The organism is Pseudomonas sp. 65/3-MNA-CIBAN-0223 (genome assembly GCF_040310425.1).
GTDB classification, from domain to species: domain Bacteria; phylum Pseudomonadota; class Gammaproteobacteria; order Pseudomonadales; family Pseudomonadaceae; genus Aquipseudomonas; species Aquipseudomonas gregormendelii.
Genome location: NZ_JBEOPV010000020.1, coordinates 52,691 through 65,927 on the forward strand (window position 1 = coordinate 52,691; position 13,237 = coordinate 65,927).

General features: G+C 60.2%; 12 protein-coding genes. 9 read left to right on the forward strand and 3 right to left on the reverse strand.

Going from position 1 to position 13,237, the window contains the following annotated elements; genetic code table 11:
• Positions 1-15 precede the first annotated feature (15 nt).
• Positions 16-2,784, reverse strand: a complete 2,769-nt coding sequence (gene polA / locus AAEZ09_RS21880) for a DNA polymerase I (protein WP_350600750.1) — start codon at positions 2,782-2,784, stop codon at positions 16-18.
• A 74-nt stretch (positions 2,785-2,858) separates the two neighbouring features.
• On the opposite strand from polA, the gene AAEZ09_RS21885 reads away from it, so the two are divergent.
• Positions 2,859-3,149: a DUF2782 domain-containing protein gene (locus AAEZ09_RS21885; RefSeq protein ID WP_045059114.1), complete on the forward strand. Its 291-nt coding sequence runs from the start codon at positions 2,859-2,861 to the stop codon at positions 3,147-3,149.
• A 58-nt stretch (positions 3,150-3,207) separates the two neighbouring features.
• On the forward strand, positions 3,208-4,158 hold the full coding sequence (locus tag AAEZ09_RS21890; RefSeq protein ID WP_350600752.1) for a homoserine kinase: 951 nt from the start codon (positions 3,208-3,210) through the stop codon (positions 4,156-4,158).
• Positions 4,159-4,283: 125 nt separating this feature from the next.
• Here the strand turns inward: AAEZ09_RS21890 and AAEZ09_RS21895 are convergent, their stop codons facing one another.
• Positions 4,284-5,204: a zinc ABC transporter substrate-binding protein gene (locus AAEZ09_RS21895; RefSeq protein ID WP_350600753.1), complete on the reverse strand. Its 921-nt coding sequence runs from the start codon at positions 5,202-5,204 to the stop codon at positions 4,284-4,286.
• Between the two features lie 66 nt (positions 5,205-5,270).
• Between AAEZ09_RS21895 and zur the strand changes: the two genes are divergently transcribed.
• The 4 genes from zur to AAEZ09_RS21915 are packed head-to-tail and all read left to right on the forward strand — an operon-like array spanning position 5,271 to position 8,073.
• Positions 5,271-5,753 carry a zinc uptake transcriptional repressor Zur gene (zur, locus tag AAEZ09_RS21900; RefSeq protein WP_045059112.1) on the forward strand — a complete coding sequence of 161 codons (483 nt, stop codon included), beginning with the start codon at positions 5,271-5,273 and terminating at the stop codon, positions 5,751-5,753.
• Positions 5,753-6,538, forward strand: a complete 786-nt coding sequence (znuC, locus tag AAEZ09_RS21905) for a zinc ABC transporter ATP-binding protein ZnuC (protein WP_045059111.1) — start codon at positions 5,753-5,755, stop codon at positions 6,536-6,538. Before zur ends, znuC begins: the two co-directional genes overlap by 1 nt.
• Complete coding sequence (gene znuB, locus AAEZ09_RS21910) at positions 6,531-7,319, forward strand: zinc ABC transporter permease subunit ZnuB (RefSeq protein WP_045059110.1); 789 nt, start codon at positions 6,531-6,533, stop codon at positions 7,317-7,319. Before znuC ends, znuB begins: the two co-directional genes overlap by 8 nt.
• 37 nt (positions 7,320-7,356) lie before the next feature.
• On the forward strand, positions 7,357-8,073 hold the full coding sequence (locus AAEZ09_RS21915) for a PA5502 family lipoprotein (RefSeq protein ID WP_045059109.1): 717 nt from the start codon (positions 7,357-7,359) through the stop codon (positions 8,071-8,073).
• Between the two features lie 121 nt (positions 8,074-8,194).
• Here AAEZ09_RS21915 and katE read toward each other — a convergent pair whose 3' ends face one another.
• Entirely contained in the window at positions 8,195-10,333 is a 2,139-nt protein-coding gene (katE, locus tag AAEZ09_RS21920) for a catalase HPII (protein WP_350600755.1), read from the reverse strand.
• Positions 10,334-10,595: 262 nt separating this feature from the next.
• On the opposite strand from katE, the gene AAEZ09_RS21925 reads away from it, so the two are divergent.
• The 3 genes from AAEZ09_RS21925 (at position 10,596) to AAEZ09_RS21935 (ending at position 13,127) form a co-directional block, all read left to right on the forward strand.
• Positions 10,596-11,603, forward strand: coding sequence for a methionine ABC transporter ATP-binding protein (locus tag AAEZ09_RS21925; RefSeq protein WP_350600757.1), 1,008 nt, complete (start codon positions 10,596-10,598; stop codon positions 11,601-11,603).
• Positions 11,603-12,277, forward strand: coding sequence for a methionine ABC transporter permease (locus tag AAEZ09_RS21930; RefSeq protein ID WP_045059106.1), 675 nt, complete (start codon positions 11,603-11,605; stop codon positions 12,275-12,277). Before AAEZ09_RS21925 ends, AAEZ09_RS21930 begins: the two co-directional genes overlap by 1 nt.
• Positions 12,278-12,356: 79 nt before the next feature.
• Positions 12,357-13,127: a MetQ/NlpA family ABC transporter substrate-binding protein gene (locus AAEZ09_RS21935; RefSeq protein ID WP_045059105.1), complete on the forward strand. Its 771-nt coding sequence runs from the start codon at positions 12,357-12,359 to the stop codon at positions 13,125-13,127.
• The last annotated feature ends 110 nt before the right edge of the window (positions 13,128-13,237 follow it).

Here is a 13,237-nt window from a genome sequence, read left to right on the forward strand (position 1 = left end):
GGGATGAATTGGGGCTCAGTGAGCTTCATCCCAGTTATTACCCACACCGACTTCGACCAGCAGCGGCACGTCCAGTTTCGCGGCATTGCTCATGTGAGTGCGGATTTCTTCGCGCACCTGGTCCACGAGATCCTCACGCACCTCCAGCACCAGTTCATCGTGCACCTGCAGGATGACTTTGGCATCCAGGCCTGACGCGGTCAGCCAGTTATCCACCGCCACCATGGCTTTTTTGATGATATCCGCCGCAGTGCCCTGCATGGGGGCGTTGATCGCTGTGCGTTCAGCGCCTTTGCGCAGGGCCGGGTTCTTCGCGTTGATGTCCGGCAGGTACAGGCGGCGGCCGAAGATGGTCTCGACATAACCTTGCTCGGCTGCCTGGGCGCGGGTGCGCTCCATGTATTGCAGTACGCCCGGGTAGCGCGCGAAATAACGGTCGATGTACGCCTGGGACTGCTTGCGATCTACGCCGATCTGTTTGGCCAGGCCAAACGCACTCATCCCGTAGATCAGGCCGAAGTTGATCGCTTTGGCGCTGCGGCGCTGGTCGGTGGTGACATCGGCCAACTCGACGCCAAACACTTCGGCGGCGGTGGCCCTGTGCACGTCCAGATCATTGCGGAAGGCATGCAACAGTCCTTCATCCTTGGCCAGGTGGGCCATGATCCGCAGTTCAATTTGCGAATAGTCCGCCGCCAGCAGCTTGTAGCCCTTCGGCGCAACGAACGCCTGGCGAATTCGCCGGCCTTCTGCGGTGCGAATCGGGATGTTCTGCAGGTTCGGGTCGATCGACGACAGGCGTCCGGTGGCCGCCACGGCCTGCTGATAGGACGTGTGGATGCGGCCGGTACGCGCATTGATTTGCTCTGGCAGCCGATCGGTATAGGTGCTTTTCAGTTTGCTCAGCGAGCGGTACTGCATCAGCACCTTGGGCAGCGGATAATCCTGTTCGGCCAGCTCGGCCAGTACCGCTTCGGCTGTGGAGGCCTGACCCTTGGCGGTTTTGCTGAGGACTGGCAGACCCAGTTTTTCGTAAAGAATCACCCCCAATTGCTTGGGTGAGCCCAGGTTGAATTCCTCGCCGGCGATGGCAAACGCCTCGCGCTCAAGGGCGACGAGTTTTTCGCCGAGCTCAACGCTCTGGATGCCCAGCAGATTAGCGTCCACCAGCGCGCCCTGACGCTCGATGCGCGCCAGCACCGGCATCAGCGGCATTTCGATTTCGTCCAGGACCTTGCACAGGCTCGGTGTCGCTGCGAGTTTTTCCTGCAGGGCGAGGTGCAGACGCAAGACCACATCGGCGTCTTCGGCGGCGTAGGGGCCGGCAAGTTCCAGGGAGATCTGGTCAAAAGTCAGTTGTTTGACGCCTTTGCCTGCGATCTCCTGAATGTCAGTCTTGCTCTGGCCCAGGTACTTCAGCGCCAGGCTGTCCATGTCATGGCGCGTTGCCGTCGAGTCCAGTACATAGGATTCGAGCATGGTGTCGTAGGCAATGCCCCGAACCGTGATCCCGTTGCTCTGATCGCCACCGATAGCGCAGTTGGCCAGGATGTTGGTTTCGAACTTGGCGTGCTGGCCGACCTTGAGCTTGTGCGGATTTTCCAGCAGCGGCTTCAACGCCAGTAAAACACTGTCGCGATCCAGCTGTTCCGGGACGCCCATGTAGGAGTGGGTCAGGGGAATGTAGGCTGCTTCATTTGCGGCAACGGAGAAGGACAGGCCCACCAGTTGCGAGTGCTGGGCATCGCCGCCATTGGTTTCAGTAACAAACGCAATCAACGGAGCCTTGTTGAGCTTGTCCAGCCAGGCTTCGAAGCGTGCCTGGTCAAGGATGGTTTCGTATTGAGCCTCGACGGCGCCCGGCTGTTCCTGGGCAATTTCGACAATCTCCTGGCCCGAGCGCTTGGCCTCACGCTGGTTGTCTTCAAACCAGCTCTTGAATTCGAGCAGCGTGTACAGCTCGGCGAGTTTGTCGTGGTCCGGCTGGCCCATTTGCAGGTCGTCGAGCCCGATGTCGAGAGGGACGTCGATCTTGATCGTGGCCAGGCGATAGGAGAGGAATGCCATTTCCTTGTGCTCTTCAAGCTTGGCCGGCAGGGTCTTGGCGCCGCGAATCGGCAAGGTCGGAACGATGTCGAGCTGCGCATACAACTCGGTCAATCCGCCATTCACGCCGACCAGCAGCCCGGATGCGGTTTTGGGTCCAATGCCCGGCACGCCTGGAATGTTGTCGGAGGAGTCGCCCATCAAGGCCAGGTAATCAATGATCTGCTCGGGAGCGACGCCGAATTTCTCCTTCACGCCCTCTACGTCCAGCGCGCTACCGGTCATGGTGTTGACCAAGGTAATGTGGCCGTCGACCAGTTGTGCCATGTCCTTGTCACCGGTAGAGATCACCACCGGACGGTCGGCCGCCGCACTGCTGCGGGCCAGCGTGCCAATCACGTCATCGGCCTCGACGCCGTCGACGCACAGCAACGGGAAGCCCAAAGCCTTCACGCTCTGGTGCAGCGGTTCGATTTGCACGCGCATGTCGTCGGGCATACTTGGGCGGTTGGCTTTGTATTCGGCAAACATCTCGTCGCGGAACGTCCCGCCCTTGGCGTCGAACACCACAGCGAAGGGGCTGTCCGGGTACTGCTTGCGCAGACTCTTGAGCATGTTCAACACGCCTTTGACCGCGCCGGTGGGCAGGCCTTTGGAAGTAGTCAGCGGCGGCAGCGCGTGAAAGGCGCGGTACAGGTAAGAAGAACCGTCCACCAGGACGAGGGGGGCTTGGCTCATGAGCAGGATCAACCTTTTCGGCGGGTCCGGCGCTAGAATAGCGGGACCGTTGACGACAAAGGGACAAGGTTATCATGCGCACACTAAATCGCCTGTTGCTGGCTGGCTTGTTTGCAATTACACCGTTGGCCGTCATGGCAGCGGACGATGCGCCATCCTCGGACCCGGATGTCACCATTCGCACGGAAGGCGACAAGGTCATTCAGGAGTACCGCCAAAACGGCTTCCTGTATGCGATCAAGGTCACGCCGAAGGGAGCGCCGCCGTATTTCCTGGTGCGCGCAGACGGGACCGATGCAAACTTCATCCGCTCGGATCAGCCAGATATGCTGATTCCGTCCTGGAAGATCTTCGAGTGGAAGTAGTTTCTTAATTTCAATTGGCGCTGGCTGACCCGGCGGCGCCCGTACTGGCAGTTAAAACATGTCTGTGTTCACCCCCCTGGCTCGGCCCGAGCTGGAAACCTTTCTCGCCCCATACGGGCTCGGCCGCCTGCTTGATTTCCAGGGGATCGCCGCCGGTAGCGAAAATACCAATTTCTTCATCAGCCTGGAGCAGGGCGAGTTCGTCCTGACCCTGGTTGAGCGTGGGCCGGTGCAGGAAATGCCGTTCTTCATTGAACTGCTGGACGTGCTGCACGCTGCCGACCTGCCAGTGCCCTATGCCTTGCGCACCACCGATGGCGTGGCCCTGCGTGAACTGGCCGGCAAACCTGCATTGTTGCAGCCGCGCCTGGCGGGCAAGCACATCAAGGAGGCCAACGCGCAGCATTGCGCTCAGGTCGGTGAGCTGCTCGGCCACCTTCACCTGGCCACCCAGGCCAATATGATCAAGCGCAAGACCGATCGCGGCCTGGACTGGATGCTGGAGGAGGGCACGCAGTTTCTTTCGCACCTGGATACCGAGCAGAACGAGTTGCTGCAGCGCGCGCTGGACGAAATCAACCGGCAGAAGACGAAAATTCTGGCGCTGCCCAGGGCGAATATCCACGCCGACCTGTTTCGCGATAACGCGATGTTCGAAGGCACGCACCTGACCGGATTGATCGACTTCTACAACGCCTGTTCCGGGCCGATGCTGTACGACGTCGCGATCGCCTTGAATGACTGGTGTTCGGACGAAGACGGAGTCATTGATGGGCCGCGGGCCCGGGCGCTATTGGGGGCTTATGCAGGCTTGCGTCCCTTCACCGCGGCGGAGGCTGAGTTGTGGCCGACCATGCTGCGAGTGGCGTGTGTGCGGTTCTGGCTGTCGCGGTTGATCGCCGCCGAGTCGTTTGCCGGCCAGGATGTGTTGATTCACGATCCGATGGAGTTCCAGCGTCGGCTGGCGCAGCGGCAGAAGGTGAGTACACCGCTGCCGTTTGCCCTGTAACCCCATTACGTGTAGGAGCGAGCTTGCTCGCGAGGGTCGTCAACGATAACGCGGGGTGCCTGGCACCCCACATTGCTGCAGATTTCTTCGCGAGCAAGCTCGCTCCTACAGGGGGGTGGTGTTGCTTACAGTGACTCCAGGCACCCCGCCAGATCATTGCCCAACTTCTCCAGCACCTGCTCATACCCCTGGGCGGTCGCTGGCGTGTATCCGCCCAGCGCATCCAGCTCTGCCAGTTTCACCGGGAGGCCAGCCACCAGGGTTTCCGCCAGGCGCGGGCGTAATGGAGGTTCGCTGAACACGCAGGTCTTGCCGACTTCCTGCAGTCGCGTGCGCATGGCGGCAACGTGCTGGGCACCCGGTTGCACTTCGGCGGCAACGCTGAACACACCCGCGTGCTTGAGGCCGTAAGCGTCCTCGAAGTAGTCGAAGGCCTCGTGGAACACGAAGTACGGTTTGTCGGCGATGGCTGCCAGGCGCTTTTTCAAACGCAGGTCCAGTGCGTCCAGGCGCTCATCGAAGGCCTTGAGGTTGCTCTCGTAACGCGCAGCGTTGGCGGGGTCCGCAGCGCTGAGGTCGGCGGCCATTTTCGTGGCGATTACCCGGGCGTTGACCGGGGACAACCACAAATGCGCATCCAGGCTGCCCGGACGATGATCATGATCATGCTCGTCCGCTTCCTCGGCATGGGAATGACTGTCTTGGGCAAAATGGCGCAATTTCAGACCCGGCAGGTCCTGCACGGCGACGCTTGGCAGCGTGCGACCTTTCAGCACGCGAGGCAGGAAGCCTTCCATATCGGGGCCGATCCAGTAGACGAGATCGACGGCCTGCACCTTTCGTACATCGGATGGGCGCAGGGCATAATTGTGCGCAGAAGCGCCAGGCGGCAGCAGTACTTCCGGAATCGCCACGCCGTCCTGGACGGCCGCAGCGATCAGTTGCAGAGGCTTGATGCTGGTCAACACCCGTACCTCGGCATGGGCACTGGCCATCATGATCGAACTGGCGAGAAATGTAACAAAGAAAGAAAAAAGTCGGGACACAATGACCACTCGAAGAGGCGAGAAGGGGTAACATAATAACGTCTCTCACAAAACTCGTCGCCGCTCATGCCAAAAACACCGATAGCCAGCCGTCCCCATGACCACTCTCATTGCGTCCACAGCGCTCTGTCGGAGGCTGACGCCCTGTGCGCGCGTCAAGGCCTGCGCCTGACAGCCTTGCGCCGTCGGGTGCTGGAACTGGTGTGGCAAAGCCACAAGCCGCTGGGGGCATACGACATTCTTGCGGTGCTCAGCGAACAGGACGGCCGACGAGCCGCGCCGCCTACGGTATACCGGGCCCTGGATTTCCTGCTGGAAAACGGCCTGGTGCACCGGATCTCGTCACTCAACGCTTTCATCGGCTGCAATCACCCCGAGCATGCGCATCAGGGCCAGTTCCTGATCTGCCGGGAGTGTCACGCAGCTATCGAGCTTGAACAGAAGTCCATCAGCGACGCGATCATCGACAGCGCCAGTGATGTCGGGTTTGTGGTTGAAGGCCAGACCGTTGAGGTCGTCGGGCTGTGCTCGGGTTGCCAGGGGGCTTGATGAGCAACGCGCTGATCCGTCTTGAGCAGGTTACCGTAACCTTCGCCGGGCAAAACGTCCTCGATAACATCGAACTTGGCGTCGAACCCGGGCAGATCGTTACTCTGATCGGTCCGAACGGTGCGGGTAAGACGACCTTGGTAAGGGCCGTGTTAGGTCTGTTGAAACCGGACAGTGGCAGCGTTTGGCGCAAGCCGAAGCTGCGGGTTGGTTACATGCCGCAAAAACTTCACGTCGACCCGACGCTGCCGCTCTCGGTGCTGCGTTTTCTGCGCCTGGTGCCGGGTGTAGACCGTGCCCGGGCCCTGGCTGCTTTGAAGGAAGTCGGTGCCGAGCACGTGATCGACAGCCCGGTGCAAAGTGTTTCCGGCGGCGAGATGCAACGGGTGCTGCTGGCCCGCGCGCTGTTGCGCGAACCTGAACTGCTGGTGCTTGATGAGCCGGTACAGGGCGTGGACGTGGCGGGTCAGGCCGAGCTCTACAGCCTGATCACCCGATTGCGCGATCGCCACGGTTGCGGCGTCCTGATGGTGTCTCACGACTTGCACCTGGTGATGAGCACGACCGATCAGGTGGTGTGCCTGAATCGCCATGTGTGCTGTTCCGGGCACCCCGAGCAAGTCAGCGGCGATCCGGCCTTTGTCGAGTTGTTCGGCAAGAACGCGCAAAGCCTGGCGATCTACCACCACCACCATGACCATGCCCATGACCTGCATGGTTCGGTGGTCAGTACGGCCTCACCGGCCTCTACCCATGTTCATGGAGATAGCTGCAAGCATGGCTGATTTTCTGCTCTACGCCCTTCTTGCAGGCTTGGCCCTGGCGCTGGTGGCGGGGCCGCTGGGTTCGTTTGTGGTGTGGCGGCGCATGGCCTACTTTGGCGACACCCTGTCCCATGCCGCCCTGCTCGGGGTAGCCTTGGGTTTCCTGCTGGATGTCAGTCCTGCCGTTGCGGTCACCGTGGGCTGTCTGTTGCTGGCGGTGCTGCTGGTGACCTTGCAGCAACGCCAGCCTCTGGCGTCGGACACGCTATTGGGGATTCTTGCACCAAGCACCCTCTCATTGGGCCTGGTGGTACTAAGCTTCATGCATGAAGTGCGGATAGACCTGATGGCCTATCTGTTTGGCGACCTGCTCGCCATCAGTCCCGGCGATCTGGCCTGGATTCTCGGCGGAAGTGCGGCGGTTCTTGTGGTGCTGTTGGCGATGTGGCGACCTTTGCTGGCCATCACTGTGCACGAGGAATTGGCCAAGGTTGAGGGGTTGCCGGTGGCATCTCTGCGCCTGACCTTGATGCTGCTGATTGCCGTGGTCATTGCGGTCGCGATGAAAATTGTCGGGGTGTTGCTGATCACTTCGCTGCTGATCATTCCGGCGGCGGCAGCGCAGCGTCACGCTCGCTCGCCGGAGCAGATGGCACTGGGCGCGAGCCTGCTGGGCATGCTCGCCGTGTGTGGCGGCCTGGCGTTGTCCTGGTTCAAGGACACTCCGGCGGGCCCGTCGATTGTGGTGACGGCGGCCGCGCTGTTTCTGCTGAGTTTTGTCCTGCCCCGTCGAGGGGTGTAGACTTGCTCGTTTTTTGCGCAAATAGAGAGTCGCAGGAATGAAGCCGTTCACCTCCCGTTATCTGCTCCTTGTCGCATTTTCCATGCTGCTGGGCGCTTGCCAAAGTACGCCACCGGCGACCCCCGAGGTCACTGATGCGCGAGCTGCGGCTGTCGCGCAACTGGAACAAAGCCTCGCCAGCAGTGAGCTGGCGACTGCCGAAGGGCAACTGGCTGCTTTGCAGGCCGAGGCCCCGAATGACCAATCGCTCGAGCAGTACCAGCGTCAATTGGCCGAGGCTTATCTGCTGCGTAGCCGCATTGTGCTGCAAAAAGGTGATGTGAATGCTGCCGCCACGGCCCTCAGCCGGGCTCGGGCGCTGATGCCCAAGGCACCCGCGCTGACCGGCGGAGTCAACAATGCCATCGTCAATGCACGCAAGGCCGAACTGGATAAAGCGGAAGCGGCGCTCATGGCGGCCGAAGCCAAGCCACCGGCCAAAGTCATCGACCCTACGGCCGAAAGCACCACGGTGGCGCTCAACCTGACAGATATGGCCAAGTTGCGCCGCCAGTTGGACGCGATCGCTGCCGATGTAGTGAATTATCAGTGCGATGTCAGCATTCAGGCGCCGCGCACCCAGGACTATCCATGGTTGGCAACTTTGTTGACCAAGCGAGTGAAGAAGCTGGATTCGGGCTTTGATCTGAAGCTGAAGAAGCAGATTCTGCGCAATATTCCTGCGCAGATGGTTTTGATTCCGCGTAAACCTTAAAAGCATCGCGAGCAAGCTCGCTCCTACAGTGGTTAGCGCTGATCACAGCCTGTGTGTTCAGCCGTAAATCCTGTGGGAGCAAGGCTTGCCCGCGATGGCATCCTTACAAACGCAACAAATATTAAGCGGGAACCGCCTTGGCTTTCGGCTCACGATCCCAAACCCGATGTTGCCCGATCGCTGCAATAAACGGTTTGAACAGCTTCGTATCCGCCCCCACGATCAATCCCGCATCCGCCTCTAGCTTCAGCACGTCCAGCAACTGCTTGGCTTCGCCGTGCAAGGCGATCGCCTTCAGATGCTTGTAGGCTTCCAGCACGTAATGCAGCGCCACCCCATCGGTGCTCAAGGCCTTGATCGACGCTGCGCCACCGGGCACGAACACCGCGTCAAACGCCACTGACGGCAAGCCTTCCATCGACGCATCCACCGGCAGTGTCTTGCCGTCTGCGGTCTTCACCGGTGCCGAAGTCGGCCCCAGCAGCTTGGCGTGCGCCCCTTCGGCTGCCAGCGCCTTTTTCAGCGCGTCAATCGCTGCGCCATCGACACCGTTGGCCGCCAGAATCGCCACCTTGCGGCTCTTGATGTTGCCGGGCAGAAGGTTGGCCTGGCTGAGCGCGGGTGAGCGATCCAGCGACGTCTTCGGCACATCGACCGTGCCGGCCTTGGGTGCCGGCAAACCGAGGTTAGCGGCTACGCGTGCGGCCAGTTCAAGATCAATGTTGGCGAGGATCTCGTTCACCTGACGGGCACGAATGAACTCACGTTCGACTTTGCCCAGCTCGAAGCTGTAGGCCGCAATGATGTGTTCCTGCTCGTGCTTGCTCATGCTGTGGAAGAACAGCCGCGCCTGGGAGAAGTGGTCGCTGAATGACTCGCTGCGCTGGCGGATCTTGTTGGCGTCGATGCGTTCGGGATAGGACTCGAAACCACCGTCCTGTGCCGCCGGCGGCGTCTCTTTCGGCCATCCGCCGTCGATGGAGTTAGGCTCGTAGGCCGCACGGCCCTTGTCGATCGTGGTGCGGTGCAACGCGTCGCGCTGGCCGTTGTGGAACGGTGCCACCGGACGGTTGATCGGGATTTCGTGGAAGTTGGGGCCGCCAAGACGGCTGATCTGCGTGTCGGTGTAAGAAAACAGCCGGCCTTGCAGCAGCGGGTCATTGGAGAAATCGATGCCTGGCACGATGTGCCCCGGGCAGAACGCGACCTGTTCGGTTTCGGCGAAGAAGTTATCCGGGTTGCGGTTCAGCACCATTTTGCCCAGTGGCGTGATAGGCACGATTTCCTCGGGGATGATCTTGGTCGGGTCGAGAATGTCGAAGTCGAAGGAGTGTTCGTTTTCCTCTTCGACAATCTGCACGCCCAATTCCCATTCCGGGTAATCGCCCATCTCGATCGCTTCCCACAGATCTCGACGGTGGAAGTCGGTGTCTTTGCCGGCGAGCTTCTGTGCTTCATCCCAAACCAGCGAGCAGGTGCCGTTGGAAGGGCGCCAGTGGAATTTGACGAAGCGCGATTTGCCTTCGGCGTTGATCAGCCGGAAGGTGTGCACGCCGAAGCCCTGCATGCTGCGCAGGCTCTTGGGAATCGCGCGGTCGGACATGGCCCAGATCACCATGTGCGCCGACTCCGGGACCAGCGAAACAAAGTCCCAGAAGGTATCGTGGGCAGAGCCGCCAGTAGGAATTTCGTTGTGGGGCTCAGGTTTCACGGCGTGGACGAAGTCGGGAAACTTGATCGCATCCTGGATGAAAAACACCGGCATGTTGTTGCCCACCAGATCGAAGTTGCCTTCGTCGGTGAAAAACTTCACGGCAAAACCGCGCACATCGCGCACGGTATCGCCCGAGCCGCGAGGGCCCTGCACCGTGGAGAAGCGGGTGAATACCGGGGTTTTCTTGCCCGGGTCCTGGAGGAAACCGGCCTTGGTCAATGCCGCATGGTTTTCGTAGGCCTGGAAGTATCCATGAGCACCGGTGCCGCGGGCGTGGACGATACGCTCGGGAATACGCTCGTGGTCAAAGTGCGTGATTTTTTCACGCATGATGAAGTCTTCGAGCAGCGAAGGCCCGCGCGCGCCGACCTTCAACGTGTTCTGATTGTCCGAAACCTTTACGCCCTGATTGGTGCGCAAGGCCTGGCCTGTGGCGTCGGAGCGGAATGTTTCCAGGCTGTCGAGCTTGGTATTGGTATTGTTACGGTCCAGGGTATCGGTCCCGGCCAGTTCGCTTTTAGGTGTGGCAGGTTTCTTGGTACTCATCAGTCGTAAACTCCTCGTTGCGATCTCGTCCTAGCCGGACTTGTGAGCAATGTTCCAGGCACGGCACCTGGCGATTCTCGAGCTGCCTAATTAGTGACTGGTGACTGTTTCAGCCGTTCCTTTTTTCTGACCTTTGATCGCGTTATTGCCAAATCGCTGGTTGAATGCGAAATAAATGCTAAGAACCTCTATACGGACAGGCTAAAATGCGCGCCCGGCTAACCGCTGACCCTTTTCCAACGCGCCCCACAAGGTTCGCTACGTGATCGAGTTTCAAAACGTCCACAAAACCTACCGCGTCGCCGGTAAGGAAATTCCCGCCCTGCACCCGACCAGTCTGACGATTGAGAACGGCCAGGTGTTTGGCCTGATCGGCCACTCCGGCGCGGGCAAAAGTACCCTGCTGCGACTGATCAATCGTCTGGAGAATTCCACTGGCGGCAAGATCTTCGTCGACGGCGAAGAAGTCACTGCGCTCGACGCCAGCAGCCTGCGACGCTTCCGCCAACAGGTCGGGATGATTTTCCAGCACTTCAATCTGCTGGCCTCCAAGACCGTGGCCGATAACGTCGCGCTGCCCCTGACCCTGGCCGGCGAGCTGTCGCGCAGCGAGATCGACCAGCGCGTGGCCGAATTGCTGGCGCGGGTCGGGCTGTCCGATCACGCCAAAAAATACCCGGCTCAGTTGTCTGGTGGGCAGAAGCAGCGCGTTGGCATCGCCCGCGCCTTGGCCACCAAGCCGAAAATCCTGTTGTGCGACGAAGCCACCAGCGCCCTGGACCCGCAAACCACCGCGTCGGTCCTGCAGTTGCTGGCTGAGATCAATCGCGAGTTGAGGCTGACCATCGTGCTGATTACTCACGAAATGGACGTGATTCGTCGGGTCTGCGACCAGGTGGCGGTAATGGACTCTGGTGTGATCGTCGAGCAGGGCTCGGTTGCCGATGTGTTCCTGCATCCCAAGCACCCGACGACCAAGCGCTTTGTGCAGGAAGACGAGCAGATCGATGAAGGTGAACAACGCGACGACTTCGCCCATGTCCCAGGCCGCATCGTGCGTCTGACATTCCAGGGCGAAGCGACCTACGCGCCTTTACTGGGTACTGTCGCTCGCGAAACGGGTGTGGACTACAGCATCCTCGCCGGCCGCATCGACCGCATCAAAGACGTCCCTTATGGGCAACTCACTCTGGCCGTCACCGGTGGCGACATGGAGGCGGCATTTGCCCGCTTCACCGCGGCTGACGTTTACATGGAGGTGCTGCGCTGATGGAAGCCCTGACAAGTTTTTTCTCCAACATCGACTGGTTCGAAATCTGGCTGGCCACTGGCGACACGCTGCTGATGCTAGGCGGTTCACTGTTGTTCACCGTGCTGTTGGGCCTGCCGCTGGGTGTGCTGCTGTTCCTGTGCAGCCCGCGTCAACTGCTCGAAGCCAAGGGGCTGTACGCCCTGCTGTCGCTGGTGGTGAACATCCTGCGTTCGCTGCCCTTCATCATTCTGTTGATCGTGATGATTCCGTTCACTGTGCTGATCACCGGCACCTCCCTGGGTGTAGGCGGTGCGATTCCGCCGCTGGTCGTGGGCGCCACGCCGTTTTTCGCGCGACTGGTGGAAACCGCCTTGCGTGAAGTGGATCGCGGCATCATCGAGGCGACCCAGGCCATGGGTGCGACCACTCGGCAGATCATCACCAATGCCCTGCTGCCGGAAGCCCGCCCGGGCATCTTCGCCGCGATTACAGTGACAGCGATTACATTGGTGTCCTACACGGCAATGGCCGGTGTCGTCGGCGCTGGCGGCCTGGGTGACCTGGCGATCCGTTTCGGCTATCAACGTTTCCAGACCGATGTGATGGTGGTGACTGTGGTGTTGCTGCTGGTGCTGGTCCAGGTGCTGCAAACCGTTGGTGACAAATTGGTTGTGCATTTTTCCCGGAAATAAATACTCTCGTCTTTTGCAAATGAGCCGGCCATTCGCTGGCAGGCGCCGCATAACTGGCGCCTCACATGGAGTTAGCTGAATGAAAAAACTACTCGTCGCGTTCGCCGCCGTTGCTGCGTTCTCTGCCCAGGCGGACACCCTGACCGTTGCCGCCACGCCAGTCCCGCACGCAGAGATTCTCGAATTCATCAAGCCAGCCCTGGCCAAGGACGGCGTGGACCTGAAGGTCAAGGTCTTCACTGACTATGTCCAGCCCAACGTGCAAGTGGCCGAGAAGCGCCTGGACGCCAACTTCTTCCAGCACCAGCCATACCTGGATGAGTTCAACAAGGCCAAGGGCACCAACCTGGTCGCCATTGCCGGCGTGCACCTGGAACCACTGGGCGCCTATTCCAGCAAACACAAAACCCTGGCCGACTTGCCAGGCGGCGCCAACGTCGTAATCCCCAACGACGCCACCAATGGCGGTCGCGCCCTGTTGCTGCTGCAGAAGGCTGGGCTGATCAAGTTGAAGGATTCGAACAACATCCTGTCGAGCGTCAAGGACATCACCGAGAATTCCAAGGACCTGAAATTCCGCGAACTGGAAGCGGCGACCATCCCGCGCGTGCTGACCCAGGTCGACCTGGCGCTGATCAACACCAACTACGCGCTGGAGGCCAAGCTCGATCCGTCCAAGGACGCGCTGGTCATCGAAGGCAACGACTCGCCCTACGTGAACATTCTGGTGGCCCGTCCGGACGACAAGGACAGCGAAGACATGAAGAAACTGGTCGCGGCCCTGCACAGCCCTGAAGTCAAAGCTTTCATCCTGGAAAAGTACAAAGGCGCGGTATTGCCAGCGTTCTGATCTAGCGATAAAAACACAAGATCGCAGCCTTCGGCAGCTCCTGCACAAGCATCGGTATCGACCCGATTCCGTAGGAGCTGGCGCAGACTGCGATCTTTTTTTGTGCCTCA